The sequence below is a fragment of the Shewanella sp. LC6 genome (assembly GCF_006385735.2).
GTDB lineage: Bacteria > Pseudomonadota > Gammaproteobacteria > Enterobacterales > Shewanellaceae > Shewanella > Shewanella xiamenensis.
Map to the genome: position 1 here is coordinate 1,042,762 of NZ_CP043902.1, position 21,266 is coordinate 1,064,027.

Below are 21,266 nucleotides of genomic sequence, written 5' to 3' on the forward strand. Positions count from 1 at the left end.
GGTTGTAATCATGGAGATAGTTGATGAATAATTTTATGCCTGCACAGCTTGCGCCGCAAATTAACGCTCATTTTAACGGCAAGTTTGAGGTTGAGCTTAAGTATCGGCTTACAGACCGTGAAGCCTTTTGGGCACGCCTAAGCACCAAATCCCCCGAGGTGATGCTCGAGGATAATCTTGAGCATGACTGCTATTTTGATTCGCCCTCAGTGTCGTTAGCGGCGGAGCATAAAAGCCTGTGTATTCGTGAGATGCAGCCCTCTGGCATCATGCTGTGGATTGTGAAAGGACCCGAGAAAGACCGTTGTGAGGCGGTCAATATCACGGATGCCAACAAGGCCAAAAGTATGCTACGGACTTTAGGCTATCAATGTGTGCTTGAGATTAAAAAACGCCGCAGCGTGTATTTTCTCGGGGAATTTCATTTAACGCTTGATTGGCTCGAAGGTTTAGGAGACTTTGCCGAGCTTGCAATCATGACTAATGATGAAGCTAAGTTGCCCATCTATGAAGCGCAGCTCCTCGCCTTAGCCGCAGAACTTGGGCTAGAGGAATCACAGCGAGAATTCTTATCTTACAAACAGTTACAGATGGCTATACAAGGATAAGCGAGGCATCCCAAGTCCATTTGGGGATGAATCGACAAAGGCGCGGCGGCTTATCTTCCTAAGCGCTGCGAAAAGGCTAAGTAACGTTTGACCTCTTCTTCGGGGAATCGCAATTCTTCACCGTCTTTCACGCTGCTGAGCAGGTTTTCCCGCGCATAGCGTTTAATCGTCGCAGGGCTCTTATCCAGCAACTTGCACACTTCATCCACTGTTAACAGATTATCACTCATGGTTCACTCCCATTATTGATTGGTGATTAACCCAATGAGTATAGAACAAGAATTAGACTGCGCTTTACTGGCGCAGTCTCAGGCTAAATGACGACTACTTGGATTGACGCTGAGTTTCTCGCGCTTGGTATTCGGTTCCTAAATGTGCCTTCGCAGCGGTAATGGCCATAACAGCACGGGATTTAAATTCGCGGCGATAGAGGGTGACCACCACAAACAGGCTAGCCAAAATAAATAGGATAGGGTGCACGAACCAGCAGAGCACGGCCATCGAAAAGTAGTAAGCCCGCAGGCCATAGTTATAGGAGTGGGCGGCTTGGTCTTGCACCGTTGCCATTTGCCGCGCGTAGGCTTTGAGGTTGTCGTTGGCGCCTTCGCTATCCATTGGGCCTGCGCCTATCATCACGTTCACAAAGCCGTATTGGCGCATCGACCAGGTAAATTGGAAAAACGCCATCACAAAAATGACCACTAATAACGCTAATTTAACTTGTACCAATGAATGATTTGGTGGCGTCGCATAGGGAATAGTGGCAATCACGGCCTCAAGGCGTTCAACCTGCGCAAATAGGGTTAGTACCCCTGCGAGCACGAATAGCGTGGTCGAGGCAAAAAAGGCAATATTGCGTTCAAGGTTCGCTAATAACGCCGCATCGCCTACCCGCACGCCTCGAGTCATCAGTTCGAGCATCCAGTAGATCCTGTGCTTATGCAGGCCACGGGCAATACAGTCGGTATCCTTCGCCTTACGTCGGGCAAAAGCGGTATAGCCAGCCCAAGAAACGATAAACCACGTCAATGCAGAAATATCTAATAGCGAGAATGTCATAGTTGCCTTGAGAAAGTGACGTTGAGAAAGTAAAAAATCAGTTGATTGAACGGCGATTATGAAGGTTTTTATCTCTTAGGCGCAATCCCCTCATATCGCTTTCAAATCTCGCCTATTCACAATTTGAAGCCGCTCACATTGGCTTTGAAACCTCTTGCTTAGTGAGACTCAGTTTTGAGGAAATTCTTGTCAGGTAAGTGAGTGAGAAAAATGTGTTGGGGTTGTGTCACGAATCTTGAATCATGGCCTAACGGCCGAGGTGAATCAACGTCATGGGGCTTCACCCCCTGATTTTTAATCAAGAGTCGACCAAGGAGGAATGCTCGTCCTATCCTCCTTGGATGCTCCAAGACGCCCCTAGCTGAGTTGAAAACCCTTTGGGCATTAAGCGTTTTTATGCTATCGCGTCAGACGCTCGTCCCTGATTCGACTGACGCTATCTCGGCATCTGATAGGCAGGATGCCTGAATGTCGTGAAGTGCATGGATGCACGTGAACGACCATGCCTCGCTCACGCACGCAACGAACGCAAATGCCCTGCGGCAACTCCGAGGGGATGGTGAACTTCTGTAGCAACTGTGCGAGCTATTAATCTCCAAAGATCTGCGCCTGTCCTGTCTTTTTAATCAAGGCTCACATTACACGAGCTTGAAATTCAGACAATTAATATGGCATCTTCAGATTGAGCAAAGCATGAGTCGTGGAAATTGTTGGGATAATGCACCAACGGAGCGTTTCTTTAGAAGTTTGAAATCTGAATGGATACCCGCAAGTGGTTATGGGAATTTTATAGAAGCACATAAATAGATCACAAACTACATCACTGGATATTACAGCAAGACCAGACCTCATCAATATAATGGTGGGTTAAGGCCAAATGAGTCAGAACGTTTATATTGGAATGACTCTAAAACCGTGGCCAATTTTACTTGACCACTACACTATCCATCCCATGTCACATCACTACACTCATTAGTGTTTGCCTCTTATCCGACATTCCGCAGCTAATTTAGGAATAAACTACCTCATAGAATCTACCGAGTAATTTGAGTAGTTGTGTTTGGTGATCTTGAAGTCCAGTGATGAACCTTTGGCCGTTAATCTCTAGCGTATCTATGCCTTCGAATTGCAAGAAGACCCAACGTGCCGTCGGTCTGGAGGTCGTCTTGTTCTTTACCATACTTGGGAAGAACGCTTCGGTTTGTGCGAGTTGTTCTCTGATTTTGTGTTCTAAACTAGCGTAAACAAGCAAGCTCAACGTCATTATCATTAGCAACGCTTCAATGCGCTCAGGCTTTTTCAAGAAGATGGAAGAGGTTAAAAACTCAGGGCTTTTTAGAAAACGGAAGCCGCGCTCGACTTTTTGTTGCGATTTGTAATGTGCTAGAAGAGCCGCCATGGTGAGTGCTTCATTGTCGGTGTCATTCGTCGCGAGGATAAACATGCCTACTTTGAGCTTAGCCAGTTTTACTTTTTCTAGGTCGGTGAAGGGGGCGGCTTCGATAAAGTATTGGTATCCTGTCGGTGCTTCATCTGTCTTTGGGCGGCCCGAATGAGAGTAAGTCGGCTGTTTGATGAGAGTGCCTTGTTCAAACCCAAGTAAGTCACATTGTTTCTTGAAATCGTTAAACGCTAATTCTGCGTCAACTTCACAAGCGAATGGTTTTTTACTTAGCTTTTCCAACGCTTTGATTTCTTTTGCTATGTTTTTCTCTAAGTTCTTGAAGAAAGTGATTTCTTCCCGCTTGGTGGCCTGTTCACTGTGAACGAGCAACCAACGTTGATTGACCTTTCCGTAATCCGAGTCTATCCAACATCCTGAGTAGCCATGACCGATAGTGCTTAATTGCTCTGGCTCTAGCGCAAGTAGTGCTTGTTTTGCGAGCTTGATGGTCATGGGGACACGGGTAATGAATTTTTGATTTTGCTCATCTAGCGAGGAGATGCTTTCTTCGGTGTACAAAGCGGCATCAGCGATAAAGTAACGACTATTTTGCGCGGCTTTTAGGCAATGTATGTGTCTTTTAGTGACTTCAGCGAATGCCTTGGCATCATTGGTGTTACCACTCAGTGCTTGCATGTAAACAGGAATACCTGCTTGGTTTTCACAGATGAGTTCAAGCACGACTTGGTTAAGCTCTGGCCTATGATCCCGACTATAACCTCTTACAAGCTTAATCACGTTGGTGTTTTCATCTTGTGCATACTCACCATCAACGTGGAAGCTAGTGATATCAAGATGAACAGAATCGGTCGTCAAGCCCAGTTTATCAACAACACGCTCAGCAATAACCTGATAGAGCGCTGAGACATCGGCTTCGTATAGAGCATCTAATGTGCGGCCTAGTACATCATCAGTCAGGTGGTGTGCTTCAATGTCTTTGGCGAGTAGCTTAGATACAGGCTTGGTCTTAAAAAAGTCCGAGAACATGTGCAGTGTTCTGCTATGAAAGCCAAGTCCATTTAGGAGCATGGCCAATACCGCGTCACCATGAGAAACATTGTGGTCAGAATATTTTGGGATAACGGCATCTATCATCCGTGGCAGGCCAATTTCGTGACAAAAGGCGGCAATGAGACCAAGGTGATCTAAGCGTTTAATAACAGGATGGGTAGACATATTTTGAGACCGTCAAATAGCAGTAATAGATCAAAACTGTCGATCGCGGTCAAGATGGTGTCGTAGTTTTTATGAAAAGCTGATCGCCAGATCACACTATTTAAATTCTGGAATTAGCTGCGGAATGACGGTCTTATGTCTACACCTGTCAATGTATCTGAATAAATTCACTTACACCATTTGGTTAAATGTGGCTAACAAAAAAAATCAACATATCGTACCAAGAGCCTATCTTAAGCACTTTATTGATGATTCTATATCAAAAGATAGAGAAGAGTTTGAAGCTGGTGTGTTCGTTAATTCATCTGACCTTGATAAACCTTGGAAAATGAGAGGATTAGGGCATAGTCTCTTTACAGAGACGAGGTTTTACAATTTAGAGTCTGATAACCCTGAAAGCCCTATTATCGAAAATTATCTTGCTGTAATTGAGAGCCATTATGCTCAAGCAGTAAAGAAGCTACTCGACGGAGAATTTTCTAATGAAATATTTTCGATTCTTTCATTGTTTGTAGCTGTTCAGTTTTTTAGAACGAAAAGCTCAGTAAAAACATACCAAAAATCATGGGATAAAGTATCAGAGTGGGCTGATATGTTTGAAGGAGGGGAGCTTAATAGAACTCTTTACGGTGAAATTTCATTAAAACGGCTTTTATATTTAGCTAATACAAAGGCTATAACTCGATTACATAAATGTGCGGTGATTATTATTAATAGCACTCGAATCCCTTTCTTAACCTCTGATAAGCCAGTTATACGGAGTTTTTATAACCGAGAAGATATTACAAAGTTCTTCTACCCGCAACAGCTAAAAACGTACATAGGCGAACAGCTCGAAAGTCCATTTTACTTTATGCCATTGACGCCATGGTTAGCTTATATATCACACAATGCTTTTGAAAGTGAAATCAAAGGGGTAGAGTGCGAAAATCACAATATTATTGTACAGTTAAATGACTTGATGCTACTGAACGCAGATGAACATATATACTCTTGTATAAATAATCCAGTAGCAAGCTTGCATGTTGTGAACAATATGAGTAGTAATTCCGACTACTTAATGGTCAAAGCTTTTACTAAATCGAGTAGAGTAATTTTTGAGGCAAAAGACTACCGGCGCGATAGTGGTTTACTTATCTTGGATTTATTCAATGTTTGTGATGAACTAATTGAAGGTGAACAGTTAGTTTCTGTCGAAGTTTTTGAACACAATTTTAGTAATCTTATTGGAGTAACTGGGTTACGCAACTGTAGAATAAAAACTATAAATAGAGCAAGTAAGCAAATTGTATTCGAAAGTAACATAAGTAGTTTTTGCGTGTAATTATAGAAACGATTTATCGAGACACCCATTGTTAAATTTTGCAACGAAAAGACAAAATTGAAGATGAGGTCAGGACAGGCATTACTCGACTATCAATGGTTGCACCAAATCAAGCATTGTTGCGCCAGTGACCTTCTAAAACATGGATGTTTTAGTAGAGCCTACAGGGACGTATTCACGGCGTGTCACTGGTGTAACAGTGCAAGGGCCTGCGGCAGGCAATGAGGGAATACGATAGCTAGAAACCATGATGCCGCCTATTGGCTCCACGAACCATTACCAAAACTACTGGCCTGAATTGAGACAGAGAAAGTCTCAGAGGATGAAAAAAGAAGCCACGACTGAAAGTGTAACGGCAGAAAAGTTCAGGGTGCCGCTGATTTCTGTGCTCATTTCTCGAATTGAATTTAAGGTATAAGCATTCATTAGCCAATAAAAAAGCCAGACTCCGTCTGGCTTTTGTTCAACTCTCACAGGTGAGAGAGCTTATTCTTCACTATCACCCAGTGACAACAGGGTCGCGTTACCGCCGATAGCGGTGATGTTATTAGTGCGGGTCTTTTCAGTCACAAAGCGAGTTAAGTAGTGTGGACCACCGGCTTTAGGGCCAGTACCTGACAGACCTTGACCGCCGAAAGGTTGTACGCCAACGACTGCGCCGATTTGGTTACGGTTGATGTACACATTACCTACGTTAACCTTGTCAGCGACTTCTAGGGCATGGCCTTCGTTACGGCTGTGGATACCTAAGGTTAATCCAAAACCTGTGCTGTTGATTTCATCGATCACATGGGCAAGTTCAGATGCCTTGTAACGGATCACGTGCAGGATTGGACCAAAGTGTTCTTTTTCAAGCACTTTGATTGAGTCGATTTCAACGGCAGTCGGCGACACAAAGTGGCCATTCTCAGTACCAGCAGGCAATGGCATTTGCTTGATCAGCTTGCCAACTTGCTTGATATGGTCGATATGGGCGTCAAGGTTAGCCTTCGCGGTCGCATCGATAACTGGGCCTACGTCGGTTTTCACTGAACTTGGGTTGCCAATCACTAACTCATCCATCGCACCTTGCAGAACATCGATAACGCGGTCTGCAATATCTTCCTGTAGGAAGAGTACACGCAGCGCCGAGCAGCGTTGACCTGCACTGGTGAAGGATGAAGACACTACATCGTTAACCACTTGTTCTGGCTGAGACGTAGAGTCAACCACCATAGCGTTTTGACCACCGGTTTCGGCGATTAACGGAATGATTGCGCCTTCACGGTTTGCCAGTGTGCGGTTGATGAGTTTGGCTGTGCCCGTTGAACCGGTAAAGCATACGCCACCGATGCGCTCATCAGCCGTCAGTGCGTTACCTACGGTAGCGCCAGTGCCTGGTAGATATTGCAGCACGTCCGTTGGAATACCCGCTTGATGTGCTAACTGCACTGCACGGTAACCAATGATAGACGTCTGTTCAGCGGGTTTTGCGACCACAGTGTTACCTGCAGCGAGGGCTGCTGAGACTTGGCCCAAGAAGATAGCTAATGGGAAGTTCCATGGGCTGATACACACGAACACACCGCGACCTTGGAGGAAGAGTTCGTTTAACTCGCCCGTTGGGCCTGGGAGCAGTTCAGGTTTTGACATCAGCTTCTTAGCTTGTACCGCGTAGTAGCGGCAGAAGTCTACGGCTTCACGCACTTCGTCGATACTGTCTTGAATGCTCTTGCCCGCTTCACGGGTACAGAGGGCAATCAGTTCTTCGCGGTTTTCTTCTAACAGATCCGCAAGCTTTTGCAGTGCCGAGGCGCGCACTTCAACAGGCGTACGGGTCCAAGAGGCGAAAGCTGCATGAGCAGAAGACACGGCTTGTTCGATAGCCGCTTTGTCGGCAAAGGCCACTTGGCCCACGGTTTGAGTGGTATCGAATGGGCTAACCACGGTTTTGTGCTCGCCAGTTAAGGTTTGACCATTAACCAGAGGGCCCGCTTGCCACTGCGTCGATTTGAATTTGTCTAAGGCCGCGAAGAATGGCTCTGCTTCTGAAATGATGTTCATATTGAGTCCCTTGGAATTTTTGCGATCGCTACCGAAAATATCGGTAGGTAAAACGATTTTGTTGTTAGCCAGGGTTTTGTAGCCTGTCAGGGTTTTCAGTGGGTGAACCACTAAAGACTCAATAGGCGTTTTCGGATCGACCAGTTTGTGCACGAACGAGGTGTTCGCACCGTTTTCCAGTAGGCGACGCACTAAGTAGGGCAGCAGATCCTTATGGGCACCGATGGGGGCATAGATACGTACCGCTTTCGCGCCCGCTTCCGACAGAATGGTGTCGTACAGCTCTTGTCCCATGCCGTGTAGACGTTGGAATTCGTGGTTACGATCGCCCGCCATATCGGAAATTGCCGCTACAGTTTGTGCGTTGTGGCTAGCAAATTGGGGATAAATCGCGCCGCGAGTGGCGTCGGATAACAGGTAACGCGCACAGGCTAAGTAAGAAACGTCTGTCCCCGCTTTGCGGGTGTAGAGTGGGTAAGCGGCTTCGCCAGCCTGCTGCGCCCATTTCAGCTCGCTATCCCAGTAAGCGCCTTTAACTAAGCGAACCGGGATTTCATCGCCTTGCTCTTTCGCTAGGCGAGTTAACCATACCAGCACAGGCAGGGCGCGCTTAGAGTAAGCTTGAACAACGATACCCAGTAATCCCCAGCCCTTAGTGGCTTCAGAATTAAACAGTTTTTGGAACAGTTTTAGCGACAGTTCGAGACGGTCAACTTCTTCGGCGTCGATAGAAATACCGATATTTAACCCGCGCGCGAGTTTAATCAGGCGAATAACTGTGTCATACAGTTCGGTTAGTACACGGTCTTCGTTAGCGACTTCGTAACGTGGGTGCAATGCCGACAACTTAATTGAAATCGTTGGGCGTGGTGATTCACTTTCGTTATAGCTTTGGGCGCCTAACTCGGTAATCGCATTGGCATAATCGGTAAAGTATTTTTCGGCATCTTTACGCGTCAGCGCGGCTTCGCCCAGCATATCGTAGGAGTGGGTGTAACCTAATTTACGCTTGTCTTCGCTGTTCTTGAGCGCTTCTTTCATGGTGCGGCCGAGAACGAACTGCTTACCCATGATTTTCATCGCAGCCATCATGGCTTGACGGATCACGGGTTCACCTAAACGATTGACTAAACGGCCTAATAGGCTACTTGGGCTACCATCGATTTTTTTATCTAAGCTAACAATTTTACCCGTGAGCATTAGGCCCCAAGTGGAGGCATTAACGAGCACCGAATCGCTTTTGCTTAAGTGTTCATCCCATTTTGCGCCTGAGAGTTTATCTTCAATCAAGGCGTCGGCGGTGGCCGCATCGGGAATACGCAGCAGGGCTTCGGCTAAACACATCAGGATAATCCCTTCCTGTGTTTCTAAGCTGTATTGCTGCAGGAAGGCATCGATGCCAACCATTAAGCCTTTTTTCTCAAATTGACGAACTTTGTTTACCAGTTCGTGGGCACGACGAGTGACGCGCTCGATGGCTTCATCACTGGAGGGTACTAGTTTGATTAGCTCTGACAAGTATTGTTCTTCATCGACAATGTAGTTGTCGGTGACGGCTTTGAACAGTTCGTCGAGATTGGCAGAATCGTAGCGGCCTGCCAGCACTTCACTCGCTTTGAACATAGTAATCGCTTCCATCTTGGCCAGTTGTTTTCGGCTCTATTGTTGAAACAAAAATGGGGGGCGCGAAACGCATTTGATATTTTGTATACAATATGAAGCTTTGCGCGCGCAGATTATACAACCAAAATGTGACGGACAACACTATAGCGTGAAAGAATGTGAGGATTGTTTGATTGGCTTGTTAAGTGTTAGTTGTAACGCTTGATTGACAAAAAGCCAGTGTTTGAAAACACTGGCTTTAGCTTTGACTTTCAGATTATTTGCGTAAAAATTTACATCCAACGCTTCTTGTTGCGGCGTTGTGGTCTTGGTAGATATACCAAAATTACCCCAACCACTAAACCTGCGGCGGCAATAAGTCCGCCCTCACGCCATAGCGCAAATTGTGCCTCTTGGGCGCTATGATCAACCGCTACTTTGAGGTTATCACGCTCTTGAGTGGTTTTGTTCAGCATAGCTTCGGCTTCGCTTAGCTTGGCTTTGAGTTCATCCACTTCATCGGAATGGTTATTCGTCGAACTTAAGACTTCTGCAAGCTTGGCTTTGGTTTCGTTTAACTCATTAGTGAGTGTTGAAACTTGCTCACGAAAACTAGGCGTTGAACTGATTAAGTTGGTTGGCACCCAACCTTCACGACCTTTATGGTCGATTATTTTTGAATAATCACCCTGAGTTTCGCCAAGTAACGTAACGGGTTGTCCCGCTTCAATCGAACCCAAAATACGATAATCAGTACCAGGGCCGTTGAGAATATAAAGAAACACGTTATCCGAGATATAGCGGGGTTGGCCTTCGGCCAGCAGGTTAGGGGAGAGTAACATCATTCCCACCAGAGTCAGCATTCTTAACACTTTTGTATTCTCATCAACGAAATAGTGACCACATGCTAGGGATTTGAGGCCTGCAATGCAAGAGGGAAGTCATAGACTTCCCTCAACTTTGCCGCATCCATGCTAGCAATTCCTCTGTGTTTAGTACATTTCTACGGCGAGCTTGCCATAGTCGTCATGTGCTTCTTAGTTAAAGATGCCTTTAATCATATAGAAGAAGATGATCGATAGACCTGCACCCGCAGGTAAAGTAACCACCCAAGACACAACAATGTTACGCACCACACCAATATTAATTGCCGCAATACCACGGGCCATACCCACACCTAATACCGCACCGACTAACGTTTGTGTGGTAGAGATAGGTAAACCAGTACCAGAAGCAATCACTACAGTAGAGGCTGCGGCTAATTCGGCAGCAAAACCGCGACTTGGGGTTAAGTGAGTAATATTTTTACCAATGGTTTGCATTACGCGCTGACCGAAAATCGCCAGACCCATAACGATACCGACAGCACCTAAAGGTAGGATCCACCATACTAACGGTGATTTAGATGCAATTTGGCCACCACTATTAACTACAGATACCACCGCAGCTAAAGGACCAATCGCATTTGCAACATCGTTTGAACCGTGGGCGAATGCCATACAACAAGCGGTTAAAACCATCAGGATCGCAAACACTTTTTCGACGTTAGCGTACATGGTTTTGTGGCTTGCTTTCTCATCCATTTTTAGACGAGAAATAAACACTTTACCTATGATACCAACGACCAATGCTATTACGCCCGCCAGGATATAAGCTTCGGCACCTTTTAAATGAATGCCAACGTGTGACAACCCTTTGAGGATCGTGACTAATGACATCATAAAGCCTGCGAACGCCATGTAGAAAGGTACATAACGTTTAGCATTAGCAAGTGGGTTATCGGTGTTGAAAATCAGTTTTTGAGTGCTTTGGAACAGAATGAACGCCATAAAGCCAGAGATTGCTGGTGTAATGACCCAAGAACCAACAATACCGCCTACTTTTTCCCAAGCGACAGACTCAGTGCCAACGCCTACAGCCGCGAAGCCGATAATCGCGCCTACAATTGAGTGAGTCGTTGATACTGGCCAGCCTAATGCCGATGCCACGACTAACCAAATCCCCGCAGCTAACAATGAGCCAATCATGCCATATACCAGCAATTCAGGGGTTTGGGTAAAATAACTTGAATCAATAATACCGTTACGGATTGTACTGGTCACTTCGCCGCCGGCCAAAAAAGCACCTGCAAATTCGAAGATCATAGCGATAATAATCGCTTGTTTAATCGTAATAGCGTTAGAACCAACAGAGGTTCCCATCGCATTGGCCACATCGTTTGCACCAATGCCCCACGCCATTAGAAAACCAAACGCAGCCGCAATGGCAATAAGCCACGGCCCATTAGTGGCTAATACGTTAGCCACCTCCATACCTGCATCAACCATATTGATACCTTGATAACCTTATTTATTAAACGCGAGCAAGCATAAGCTCAAGACGCGAACCGACGCGTTCGGCCAGATCTGCAAGACCGCCGACCCATTCAATCGTTTTATAGAGGAACATCACATCGACAGGATTCAATTCTGATTCCAATGCGAATAATTGACGACGAAGTTGAATTTGTAAATCGTCAGTATCTTCTTCGATGATATCGAGTTCGTTGATCATTTTGGCCACTAAGTCGACTTCACGACCACGGAAACCTGCTTCGAGCAAATCTTCGAGTTCGTTAATGACTTCTTTTGCAAGACCAACAGCGTCGATACAACGTTGTAAGTATGCGATAAAGGGGACTTGCATGACCTGAGGGATAAGCAATTGACGGCCGATTACACGACCAGAGATATCTTTTGCTTTGTTAGCGATTTTGTCTTGTTGTGTCAGTAGTTCCAATAGATCTGTACGCTCAACAGGCATAAACAAACCGCTTGGCAGAGTGAGGCGAATTTCACGTTTGAGTGAGTCCCCTTGCTTTTCCGCTAAACTAATTTGTTTACGTAGTTGAACTGCAGCATCCCAGTTACCTGTGATGGTGGCTTCGAAAAAGGGGACCAGTAACGATGCGCAATCGTAGACTTTGTCCATGTGCTCTTGAAGAGGCTTAATTGGCGATTTTGCAAACACGCCCAAAATAGAGTTTACTGGCATTGCCGTTTACCTATTTAGATTGTTCCATGATTGGAAAAAGCGGGCGCATGTTACCCTATGCGTCCGCGTATTGAAACTGTGTTTTTTGAGAAAAAATCACAGCTTTATTCTAACGGGTTATATACCAACTTCAAAACCAAATCCTACGGGATTTTTATGACACATTTGTGACATTATGAACTAAAAATGACGCGTGAATGAATATTTGATGACAAAATGAGCGGTGCAGTAATGAATGCTGAGATTGAATTAAAACTGTTTTTCCTACCTAAATTTCTAGAAACCCTGATAAATAAGCTAGATAGCTTAGAAAATGCTGCTCCGCAAGGCACACGTCGTTTAACCAACGGTTACTTTGACACACCCACATTGCAATTGCGTCAATGGGATATGGGATTGCGGGTTCGTGGCTATGATGGACACAAAGAACAAACCATCAAAACAGCAGGGCAAGTGATTGGAGGGATCCATTCACGCCCCGAATATAATGTCACTATTCAAGCTGATAGCCCTGATTTAAGCCTGTTTCCGGCAAACATTTGGCCCTTAAATGCTAATCTAACCGCTGTACAAACTGAGCTTGGTTGCGTGTTCCATACTGATTTTTATCGCCGAGCTTGGCATGTAACTGTGGGAAATAGCCTAGTGGAGGTCGCCTTAGATACTGGCGAAATTACCGCCAATGGCAAGCACGAGGCGCTCTGTGAACTGGAATTTGAGCTGTTAAGTGGAGATGCTAATGCACTATTAGTATTGGCAACGGAAGTGGCTGATACTGTTCCAGTGCGTTTAGGCAAAGCCAGTAAGGCGCAGCGGGGCTATCGACTCGCGGGGCAATCTAAGCCGTTAGCCTTAAGTGCGCTGGAGTTTTTGCCTCTGCCTGTGCCTGAAGATTTGAATCTACATCAACCCCATCAACAGGATTTAACGGCGACCTGCCAAGTGTTACTTGAAACGGCACTTGAACGTTGGCAGTTGCTTGAGGCGATGATAGCTGATGAACAAGATAACGAAGCTCAGATAGCCCTTTGGTGGCGGATGCGTGCTTGTATTCGTTTATTGCGGATGACTCTGAGCCAGTTTGGTCTCGCTAATGCTACTTTGATGCAGCAATTTAATCTTATTGAATCACAACTAACGTTTATTGAAGAGGCACAGGCCTTAGCAGCCTTGCTCGGTAGTCAAAAAGGCTTATTAACTCGGCACGACGCCCGTCAAGCTTTGATGCAACAACTACAGCTGCAATTTGAAGCCATGGATATCTCTGGGCGGTTAAATTTACTCTGGCAAAGAGTTGAATACGGTCAATTGCAGTTAGCGATTGTCGAGATCCTATTGGCACTCAGCGCGGGGAATATCGAACTGCCCGCAGAGCTTGGATTATCCCACCATGCTGATCATGCTCAGGAAGCCTCATGGCAGGCGATTTTAGCTGCCATGCCTAGCGATAAAACAATGACCGCCGAGGATTATTTGCAGTGTGCCGCGTTGCTGGATGAGAGTATTCAAATAGGGCAAGCGTATGGGCTTTTATATGAGGCAAAATCCCGTGATGCCTTTAGGGCGCCATGGCAGGATTTAGTGTTAGGGATTAGAACCTTAGCCTGTTATCGACAATTAACACTTGCGGCCAAATCGCTTGGTGTCGATTTAACCGATTGGCTTGAGGACAAGCAGCAAAGCTTACTTTTTGCGATGGAGGCATCGAGACAAAACGCGATTGAGCAAACGACCTATTGGTAAACGGCCTGTTGGAATCGCCATATTGAACGAAGCTTAGGAAGGCAGTGCCTTCCTAATTTTTTTGGGCTTCTAAAGCTTGTTTTAACTCAGCAATTTTGGCCAGCATCTGTGCCTGATTTTGCTCCATTTGCCGCTGGTTTTCTTCCATTCTGGCAAGCGCTAGTTCAAGTTCTGACTTGATTTCTGCCTTATGGGCATCTTGGCGCTCCTGTCGTTCGCTTTCATCTGGTGCAACAAACACAGAAGCCATATAGCCCGAAATTACCCCGAAAAAACTCACACCACTAACGATCACTATGCCACCCACAATATGCCCCGCGGTGCTGACGGGATAAAAGTCGCCGTAACCTACGGTCGAAATGGTCACTAATGCCCACCAAATAGCCTGCTCGGCGGTTTGGATATTGGCGCCTTCAGTGCCGCTTTCGACAATCAAAATGATAATTGAAGCGAAGGTTAAAATGGTCACCATCGCCACCAGCAAACTGGCAAGGGTGGCTTGTTTACGTTGTTTTATCAGTGGGATAAGGAAGGAACGGCTCATACGGATTAAACGGATCACCCGTAGGATTTGGAAGACCCGTGCAATGCGTAGCGCCTCAATAGCAGGAATACTGGCGATGAAATCGATCCAATGATGGCGTAGGTAAAAGAGTTTATTCCGCGAGCGTAATAGGCCAGCAAAAAAGTTGACCATAAAAATCATGCAAATCGTGGTATCGATGAAAAAGAGTAATCGATAGGTTTCTGTATCGAGACGGCCAAAGGTCATCACTAGCACTATGATCACCGATAGCAGCGATAGCAGCATCATTGCAACTTCGATGGGTGAGGGATTACCAACGGCGCGGAGTGACCAAGAGGTTTTATCTGTCATGCCTAACATGATCCCTGTGTTTTAAGGCGAATGTTTAAGGTAAAAGAGTTTACGCTATGAGTAAATTAACTTTGTGATAAATCGCCCGAGTTAGTCCAGTCAGGCCATTTGACGCCGATTTTTGTGCAGGATTAACGCTGAAATTATTAGTCCTTTGCGACAAAGCGCACGAGATCTTCAAGCACTCTACGTTTAATTTCAAGCTGGGCATCAGCACTTAGGCCGTATTTTTCAGCAAGTTGCACATAATCGTCGGCGTTAAGTGACACGGTTAAACGGGGGCGAGTCGGACGTTTTGAAACACTTAAGCCCAAAATCGTTCTGATCTGATCGGAAGGGCTAACGCCCGCATCGAGCGCCGCTTTACGAATAGAATATTGAAACTTTTCATCGAGGTCGAAAGCCACTTGAGTCGCCTTTGCAGCATCTTGGTTCTTCTGCCATTGCTCTGGAAGAGGGTGTTTCATTTTACTCATTGGGTTTTACCTGTTGCTATCAACCGTATATTGCGAGCCAATTCAATGGGGATTGTAATGGCTTAAGCGATAAAGTGCGAGTCACGCACTTTATCTTTTGCCAAATTTTACTGACCTGGCCAGTAGTCGCGAATGTCCGACAAGGGGCGGTATAAGGTCAGTACCACATCGGTATCGCCACCCTCATACACTTCAACTTCTACTGCGCGGCTTTCGTCATCATCGAGCAGCAAATAATATTCGAAGGGTTCACCGCTGGCACCATTGGCATCCTGCGGCGGTTTAAGTCCTCGATAATCTTCACGGTGGAAGTAGCCAAAGAGTGCAAAACTCACTTGGTGGTATTGCTTGCCCAACCATTGTTCGAGTTGTTCTGCTACATCTGGCGATAACTCTTGGGTGGTGAGCTCGGCGTGTCCAGGCTCATCGAACAGGGTGCTAAATTGCTCTAGGTCGAATATTTGCTCAACCTGGGAACGGGTAATTTTAAGGGAAAAAGCAAGGTAAGTTTCATCGTCTTCTTCGATGCTTAAAAACAAGGTGTCACTACCATGCCCTTTGAGTACCCATTCGGTTTGTTGTTTACGTTCAAATTCGTAGGTATTAACGGCTTCGACTTTGAGTTGTTGGCCGCGCAATTGTGGTGGCAGTGCAAAACTATTGTCGATGGAGATCATGTCACCGATCTTGAGCGCGGAGGGATGATTGAGTTCACGCGCTGGTGGCGCCTTTTTACCAAAAATACTGTTAAAAAATCCCATATTCGCTCCTAAGCTGTGCGCCAATGTTCTGAACTAACCCATGAGTTAGCTTAGACTTGGGTGAATGTTGGTATACCTAAAACAAAAAAGCCGAGCACAATAGGGGGGGATGGTCCCATCAGTGCTCGGCGTTTGGTCAATCTTAATTAGCTTTTACGTGCCTTGATACGTTCGAGCACAGCGTTAGCATTGGATTTTTGCTCACCAATGCCCGCTTCAGCTAACTTAGCCTGCAATGATTTATCGCTGCCTTCTTCGGCTAAGGCTTCAGCTGCTTTTAATCTGTCATCAAACTGCTGCTGACGCGCTTTGATACGCTCTAAAGAGTCTTTTGCATTCAGTAGCTTAGAGTTGCTTGATGCGAAAGAGTCGGTAATCGTTGCCGTGGCTTTTTGCACGCTTTCGGTGGTTTTTACCATGCTTAACTGACGTTGATAATCAGACAGTTGACGCTCGGTTTTCTTCACCAAATCTTTTAAGCGTACCGCATGGGCGCTGAAGCTATCATTGGCGGTCTGCTGCTCAGATAGTTCTTGCTCCAATTGGGCAATTTTTTCCGCCACTTCAATCGCTAAGGCTTCATTGCCTTTGTCTAACGCTTGGGCGACATAGCCTTCGTGCTCAGCAATCGAACGCTTTAAGCGGTCAACTTCGCGGCTGGCTTGCATTTCTTTGGCCATGACATCGGTCAGTTCGCGCTTGGCGTTGGTTAAATGTTTCTCGGCATCGCGGATTTCCTGTTCGAAAATTCGGGTCGAGTTTGCGTCTACGATGCTTTGGCCAACTTCGGTGGCACCACCGCGAAACGCTGTTAAAATTTTATTCAGAATGCCCATGTTGTGGCTCCTTATTTCAGATAGTCGACCATTTCATCGATAACTTCTAAACAGTTATCGGATAATACTGCTAGCTCTTGCTCGATTTCGAGCATGCTAGATTGCAGAGACAGTGCACCGTAAACCACGTATTTGTCATCAATCTTGGCAAAGGCTGACAATGGCATTGGAATGTTCAATTCGAGCATGGTTTCAAACATTTCACTGCGACGTTCTTGGTTTACTTCATTTTCGCCCCACAGGTAACTGATGCAGAGAATTTGGTTATCCGTAACCGATACGAATACCGGGATTTCTTCACGGCCGACCACATTCACTTGCAACACTTCGACTTCACCATCAATTGGATAGCAATCGAATTGGAAGCCGGTTTGGCTGTTATTGCCAAGGCTGTTGAGGTGATTAGCAAGAGTATGGATATTCATATTTGTCCTTATTGACATATTATGTCTGTGTTCAAAGATAGCACTGAGACATAATATGTCAAGCACTATCTTCATCCGTTAAAAAAGATCCAGTCCTTGGGTTTCGGACCAAGCCTGTTGATGATAATGGTACAACTGTAATGACCCCAGTTCATTGGGCTTTATATTGGTCGCATCCTGATAAAAATTGGCAGGAAATTCAAACGCGCCTTTAACTAAACCTAAGGTTAGCCAGTCATCCACAATAGGCAGCTCTGTCAGCTGTGCCAAACGATGTTGAGCATCTTTGCCATTTAAGGTGGCAATACTCCAACCCCATTCGCCAAAACTAGGGACATTGTGGTGATATTGTTTTACATCAAATCCCGCTAATGCCAAGGTTTTTGCTACTGAAATAAAGGCTTTTTGCGCATGATAGGGTGACGTTGACTGTACTGTCAGAGCGCCATCACTGCTCATTAGTTCCTTAAGTTTTCGATAGAAATAATCCGAGTAAAGCTTATTCAGATCTGGATGGCTGGGATCGGGTAAATCCACAATAATCGCATCATATTTATCCCCTTTCGCAATCAGTTTATCTACTCCATTAAAAGCATCATCGTGGATGACCGTTACTCGAGGATCGTTAAACGCATTGCCATTGAGTGATAGCAGGGCTTGGCTTAAACGCGCAGGCATATCAGAATCGGGGGATTTAAACAGTTGCACCAATGCTGCATCAAGGTCGAGTAGGGTTACTTGTTCAGGTTCCCAGCGCAATACTTGTTTTAGGCCCAGCCCATCACCGCCGCCAATGATTAATACCTTGTTATGACGAGCGCTAGCAGCAAGGGTTGGATGAACTAAAAACGCATGGTAAATGTGTTCATCGCTACTCGAAAACTGTAAACGACCATTGATATACAAGGCATATACGGGGAGAAGACCATTGCCGCGTAGGCGCTCTGTAAAGGTCAACTGTTGAAAACGCGTTGCCTTGGCATAGACCACCTTATCTTTGTAAAGCAGATTGTTGAACTGTTGCTCCCAGCTTGGCCCTCGAATGGCGAGCAGCAACAATACGCCAGTGACGACTAAGTGGCCCACTAACAGTAATTTCGGTCTTTGGATCTTTGGCCAAAAGCGCCAGATAAATACAAACCCAGCTAACAAGTTAAAGCTGGCGGTGAGTGCTGCGGCCAGTTGTATGTCAATAGCCAGCATAAAGCCGACCCAAATGGCTGCGCCAATGCCCGCGCCAATATAGTCGGCGCCATAAATAGTACCAGCATTATGCAGTAAGTGTTCATCTGACAGAGATTGCCTCACCCTCGCGATCAGCGGGATTTCCATCCCAATCATCAAGCCGAGCAGTACGCCCCAAACATAGGGTAGATATTCGCTAAGCTTTTGTAGCGTGCCAATCATCCCACCTTCGGGTAGTTGATCCGGCGGCAAGCCCAAGGTGCTGGCGATGATCATCGGTAGTTGTTGGCCAAAACCTATCACGGCAGCGGTAATTAGAATTGCCAGCGAACCACAGAGCGCGACGGTGAGTTCGAGCACCACAAAGCCAGTGAATGCATCCTTAATTTTACGCGCGGCAAAGGCTCCAAGGCCCATGGAGACGATCATCAGACCGATCATGGTATAGATGGCGGCCTCAAGTGCGCCTAAAATCCGCCCTGCGTAGTGGGATAGCAGATATTCGTAGATAAGACCGCACCCAGCGAGCACGGCCATTATGCCCAGTAATAGGACATCGTCGAACCAGCCTAGGCGGCTAGGTTTAGCCGCCGAAGTGGTTAATTGTGACTCGTGCATTGGATTACGCCATTAGGGCCGTGAGGATAAGTGCGATTGCAATACTGATGGCCATTTCCACGGCTGCGATACCAATATTATGTTGTCTTTCGACTTCATCCGCTAAATTGATACGTGCTAAAACCAGCTTTTTAATGATAAACAGCAGCAGTGTCAGTACGACTAACATTATGATTGAAAACACCAACCAACCAATGATGTTAGTGACATAGGCCGTTGGATTGAAAAGAATAAAGTGACTCGCAGCATTAAAGCTGAGCGCCATAGCGATCATAAATCCGGCGTGGCGGATGGCTAAAGCGGTATGACCTTGAGCGAGTGCCTGTTGCATTGATGAATCTTGGTTACGGCTTGCGAAACGTTTTTCACGTAAGCGGGTGAGAAGCACCAGCATGAGTTGTGAAATCGCAAAGGCGCTAAAGATGGCAATAAAAGTGTCGATTGTTAAATCTTCAGCCCATAACAGTACTGCGCGAATAATGATTGCGGTGGCGATAGCAACACTGGCATCCACAATGGCGACAGACACGTTACCTTTAACAATTTGCTGATTTTTATCGAGTTCATTTAACGCGATTTTATCGTGTAGAAAGCGCCCAAATTTAATCAGTATTAAACCAAATAAACCATAGGCACTCATGCCTATCGCTTCAGTTAAATAGGAGGGCGCTGCGGCACCAGTGATGGCGCCTGTGAGCACAATGCCTAACGCAGCAACTGCGCCAGCAGTGCTGATCCCAAAGGCAAAGTTATCGCGTTCAGCCAGTTCTTTACTGCTGTTGACGCTAACGCTCCATCCTTGTAAATAACGCATTAATGTCAATAGGATAACCGCAATCGTGAGGTCGATTGCGAGTATAGTGATTAGCTCTGGTGTGATACCGAAATCCTGAAATAGTGTCATGGGAGATCCTTTACGTTACTTGCCTCGGCGCACACTGCGGGTCGTGCGGTTGCTGGAATTACGGAAACTGCTGTCTTTAGAATAATTTGAGCGGAATTTACTGCCCGATTGCGCGCCTGACTTATTTGCTGAGCTCGAACCAGCAGTATTTGCTTTGGGGGCGCTAGTGCTCTCGCGGGAGAGAGCGGTTGAGCCTGTACGTGATTTTGCATAGGGGCTATCGAAGCGCTTTCCTTGAGAATCGAAACGTTTTTTCGTTTCTGCAAAGACTCTAGCTTGAGCTTCTACCTGTTTTGGCGAGGTGTAGCGATATCTGCCAACGTCGTTGTAATAACTATATCCACGGTTACCTGACCAGCGGTCGTAGTAGATTGGACGCTGAAAAATGTTGGAGAACATGGAATATATGCCGTACCAAGCCCAGAAAGACATGCCACTAGAGTCAGTCTGCCAACTTCCATAGGCTGGGTTACCCACTAGTTGACTACCAGGGCCATAGTCCTCGGCATTATTGGCAAGGGCCGCCGCTTCACGGCTGATGGCATTGACACGGGCAAGCTTACCCTCTGACATATCTGCGATCACGTTCACCGGATCGGATAGCATGTCGTTATACAGGCTAGGATCGGCTGCTTGATAGAGATTCTCAACCTCGGCTAATTGTTGGTCGAGATCGGTAAAGTTGGCCGAATTTTTGGCATCAGCTAAGCGGCGTTTGAGCGAGGCATACATGGGCCCTTCGGCGGTTGCATCCTTGGCTAATTCATCCACTAATGGCGCCAAATCGGGCTTTTGCTGTTTTAGCAAGCTGCTATATTGCTTGAGCAGATTAGCATTACGCACCTGACCGTCATCAAGCATGGTATTGAGGGTTGTGAGACGCTGCTCTGTGAGTTGTTGATACTTCTCTATTTTCTCCGGCCGATCATCGCCACAACCCGTTAGCGATAAGGTCGCGGCCAAAATGAGCATCGACGTGAGAACACGCATTAGCATTCCTGCCATGTTTTCTCCAAAAGTGCTGAAATAAAACTCAAATATGGGCGGACAATAATAATCAACTTGCCCAATATGTTTGCCTCGCAGGTTATAGTACCCTAAACAGCCAAGAAAGAGGGGTTGCTCTCTTGAGGGAACTTAAGTTTTGCCATT

General features: G+C 46.1%; 18 protein-coding genes and 1 pseudogene. 4 read left to right on the forward strand and 15 right to left on the reverse strand.

What is annotated here, in order from left to right:
- The first annotated feature begins 23 nt into the window (after positions 1–23).
- Positions 24–608: a class IV adenylate cyclase gene (cyaB, locus tag FJD32_RS04695; RefSeq protein ID WP_055647746.1), complete on the forward strand. Its 585-nt coding sequence runs from the start codon at positions 24–26 to the stop codon at positions 606–608.
- Positions 609–658: 50 nt separating this feature from the next.
- Here the strand turns inward: cyaB and FJD32_RS04700 are convergent, their stop codons facing one another.
- Both FJD32_RS04700 and FJD32_RS04705 read right to left on the reverse strand, forming a co-directional pair.
- On the reverse strand, positions 659–838 hold the full coding sequence (locus FJD32_RS04700; RefSeq protein ID WP_011623867.1) for a helix-turn-helix domain-containing protein: 180 nt from the start codon (positions 836–838) through the stop codon (positions 659–661).
- 94 nt (positions 839–932) lie between these two features.
- Positions 933–1,667 carry a DUF599 domain-containing protein gene (locus tag FJD32_RS04705; RefSeq protein WP_037421785.1) on the reverse strand — a complete coding sequence of 245 codons (735 nt, stop codon included), beginning with the start codon at positions 1,665–1,667 and terminating at the stop codon, positions 933–935.
- 627 nt (positions 1,668–2,294) lie between these two features.
- Here FJD32_RS04705 and FJD32_RS04710 point away from each other — a divergent pair.
- A pseudogene (locus FJD32_RS04710) lies at positions 2,295–2,600 on the forward strand (integrase core domain-containing protein); the annotation flags it as partial.
- Positions 2,601–2,676: 76 nt separating this feature from the next.
- On the opposite strand, the gene FJD32_RS04715 reads toward FJD32_RS04710, so the two are convergent.
- A complete protein-coding gene (locus FJD32_RS04715; RefSeq protein WP_011787758.1) occupies positions 2,677–4,287 on the reverse strand; it encodes an IS1634-like element ISSpu7 family transposase in 1,611 nt (536 codons plus the stop codon).
- A 190-nt stretch (positions 4,288–4,477) separates the two neighbouring features.
- On the opposite strand from FJD32_RS04715, the gene FJD32_RS04720 reads away from it, so the two are divergent.
- A complete protein-coding gene (locus FJD32_RS04720; RefSeq protein WP_181160263.1) occupies positions 4,478–5,611 on the forward strand; it encodes a DUF4238 domain-containing protein in 1,134 nt (377 codons plus the stop codon).
- 486 nt (positions 5,612–6,097) lie between these two features.
- Here the strand turns inward: FJD32_RS04720 and putA are convergent, their stop codons facing one another.
- The 4 genes from putA to FJD32_RS04740 all read right to left on the reverse strand — a co-directional run bounded on the left by putA (position 6,098) and on the right by FJD32_RS04740 (position 12,289).
- Positions 6,098–9,292: a bifunctional proline dehydrogenase/L-glutamate gamma-semialdehyde dehydrogenase PutA gene (gene putA / locus FJD32_RS04725; protein WP_181159773.1), complete on the reverse strand. Its 3,195-nt coding sequence runs from the start codon at positions 9,290–9,292 to the stop codon at positions 6,098–6,100.
- A gap of 257 nt (positions 9,293–9,549) precedes the next feature.
- Positions 9,550–10,098 carry a TIGR04211 family SH3 domain-containing protein gene (locus FJD32_RS04730; RefSeq protein ID WP_037421868.1) on the reverse strand — a complete coding sequence of 183 codons (549 nt, stop codon included), beginning with the start codon at positions 10,096–10,098 and terminating at the stop codon, positions 9,550–9,552.
- A gap of 195 nt (positions 10,099–10,293) precedes the next feature.
- The gene (locus FJD32_RS04735; protein ID WP_080612413.1) at positions 10,294–11,583 is read right to left on the reverse strand and encodes an inorganic phosphate transporter; all 1,290 of its coding nucleotides are present in this window, start codon (positions 11,581–11,583) and stop codon (positions 10,294–10,296) included.
- A gap of 25 nt (positions 11,584–11,608) precedes the next feature.
- On the reverse strand, positions 11,609–12,289 hold the full coding sequence (locus tag FJD32_RS04740; RefSeq protein ID WP_037421779.1) for a TIGR00153 family protein: 681 nt from the start codon (positions 12,287–12,289) through the stop codon (positions 11,609–11,611).
- A 231-nt stretch (positions 12,290–12,520) separates the two neighbouring features.
- Here FJD32_RS04740 and FJD32_RS04745 point away from each other — a divergent pair, with 231 nt between their 5' ends.
- On the forward strand, positions 12,521–14,032 hold the full coding sequence (locus tag FJD32_RS04745) for a CYTH and CHAD domain-containing protein (protein WP_055647748.1): 1,512 nt from the start codon (positions 12,521–12,523) through the stop codon (positions 14,030–14,032).
- A 52-nt stretch (positions 14,033–14,084) separates the two neighbouring features.
- Here FJD32_RS04745 and FJD32_RS04750 read toward each other — a convergent pair whose 3' ends face one another.
- The 8 genes from FJD32_RS04750 to FJD32_RS04785 form a co-directional block, all read right to left on the reverse strand.
- Entirely contained in the window at positions 14,085–14,909 is an 825-nt protein-coding gene (locus tag FJD32_RS04750; protein ID WP_140906465.1) for an ion transporter, read from the reverse strand.
- A gap of 146 nt (positions 14,910–15,055) precedes the next feature.
- Positions 15,056–15,385 (reverse strand): hypothetical protein, encoded by a 330-nt coding sequence (locus tag FJD32_RS04755; protein WP_037421772.1) that lies wholly within the window; start codon positions 15,383–15,385, stop codon positions 15,056–15,058.
- A gap of 107 nt (positions 15,386–15,492) precedes the next feature.
- On the reverse strand, positions 15,493–16,146 hold the full coding sequence (locus FJD32_RS04760; RefSeq protein WP_037421764.1) for a hypothetical protein: 654 nt from the start codon (positions 16,144–16,146) through the stop codon (positions 15,493–15,495).
- A gap of 146 nt (positions 16,147–16,292) precedes the next feature.
- Positions 16,293–16,982 carry a PspA/IM30 family protein gene (locus FJD32_RS04765; protein ID WP_037421761.1) on the reverse strand — a complete coding sequence of 230 codons (690 nt, stop codon included), beginning with the start codon at positions 16,980–16,982 and terminating at the stop codon, positions 16,293–16,295.
- Between the two features lie 11 nt (positions 16,983–16,993).
- On the reverse strand, positions 16,994–17,407 hold the full coding sequence (locus tag FJD32_RS04770; protein ID WP_007645549.1) for a DUF2170 family protein: 414 nt from the start codon (positions 17,405–17,407) through the stop codon (positions 16,994–16,996).
- Between the two features lie 78 nt (positions 17,408–17,485).
- The gene (locus FJD32_RS04775) at positions 17,486–19,210 is read right to left on the reverse strand and encodes a polyamine aminopropyltransferase (protein WP_140906466.1); all 1,725 of its coding nucleotides are present in this window, start codon (positions 19,208–19,210) and stop codon (positions 17,486–17,488) included.
- A gap of 4 nt (positions 19,211–19,214) precedes the next feature.
- A complete protein-coding gene (locus tag FJD32_RS04780) occupies positions 19,215–20,114 on the reverse strand; it encodes a DUF350 domain-containing protein (RefSeq protein ID WP_037421752.1) in 900 nt (299 codons plus the stop codon).
- A 15-nt stretch (positions 20,115–20,129) separates the two neighbouring features.
- The gene (locus tag FJD32_RS04785; RefSeq protein ID WP_140906467.1) at positions 20,130–21,119 is read right to left on the reverse strand and encodes a hypothetical protein; all 990 of its coding nucleotides are present in this window, start codon (positions 21,117–21,119) and stop codon (positions 20,130–20,132) included.
- Positions 21,120–21,266 lie beyond the last annotated feature (147 nt).

Bases quoted from the DNA above. Each gene is read 5' to 3' on its own strand.
- cyaB (WP_055647746.1), top strand. From the start codon at position 24: ATGAATAATTTTATGCCTGCACAGCTTGCGCCGCAAATTAACGCTCAT.
- FJD32_RS04700 (WP_011623867.1), bottom strand. From the start codon at position 838: ATGAGTGATAATCTGTTAACAGTGGATGAAGTGTGCAAGTTGCTGGAT.
- FJD32_RS04705 (WP_037421785.1), bottom strand. From the start codon at position 1,667: ATGACATTCTCGCTATTAGATATTTCTGCATTGACGTGGTTTATCGTT.
- FJD32_RS04715 (WP_011787758.1), bottom strand. From the start codon at position 4,287: ATGTCTACCCATCCTGTTATTAAACGCTTAGATCACCTTGGTCTCATT.
- putA (WP_181159773.1), bottom strand. From the start codon at position 9,292: ATGGAAGCGATTACTATGTTCAAAGCGAGTGAAGTGCTGGCAGGCCGC.
- FJD32_RS04730 (WP_037421868.1), bottom strand. From the start codon at position 10,098: ATGTTACTCTCCCCTAACCTGCTGGCCGAAGGCCAACCCCGCTATATC.
- FJD32_RS04735 (WP_080612413.1), bottom strand. From the start codon at position 11,583: ATGGTTGATGCAGGTATGGAGGTGGCTAACGTATTAGCCACTAATGGG.
- FJD32_RS04740 (WP_037421779.1), bottom strand. From the start codon at position 12,289: ATGCCAGTAAACTCTATTTTGGGCGTGTTTGCAAAATCGCCAATTAAG.
- FJD32_RS04745 (WP_055647748.1), top strand. From the start codon at position 12,521: ATGAATGCTGAGATTGAATTAAAACTGTTTTTCCTACCTAAATTTCTA.
- FJD32_RS04750 (WP_140906465.1), bottom strand. From the start codon at position 14,909: ATGACAGATAAAACCTCTTGGTCACTCCGCGCCGTTGGTAATCCCTCA.
- FJD32_RS04755 (WP_037421772.1), bottom strand. From the start codon at position 15,385: ATGAGTAAAATGAAACACCCTCTTCCAGAGCAATGGCAGAAGAACCAA.
- FJD32_RS04760 (WP_037421764.1), bottom strand. From the start codon at position 16,146: ATGGGATTTTTTAACAGTATTTTTGGTAAAAAGGCGCCACCAGCGCGT.
- FJD32_RS04765 (WP_037421761.1), bottom strand. From the start codon at position 16,982: ATGGGCATTCTGAATAAAATTTTAACAGCGTTTCGCGGTGGTGCCACC.
- FJD32_RS04770 (WP_007645549.1), bottom strand. From the start codon at position 17,407: ATGAATATCCATACTCTTGCTAATCACCTCAACAGCCTTGGCAATAAC.
- FJD32_RS04775 (WP_140906466.1), bottom strand. From the start codon at position 19,210: ATGCACGAGTCACAATTAACCACTTCGGCGGCTAAACCTAGCCGCCTA.
- FJD32_RS04780 (WP_037421752.1), bottom strand. From the start codon at position 20,114: ATGACACTATTTCAGGATTTCGGTATCACACCAGAGCTAATCACTATA.
- FJD32_RS04785 (WP_140906467.1), bottom strand. From the start codon at position 21,119: ATGGCAGGAATGCTAATGCGTGTTCTCACGTCGATGCTCATTTTGGCC.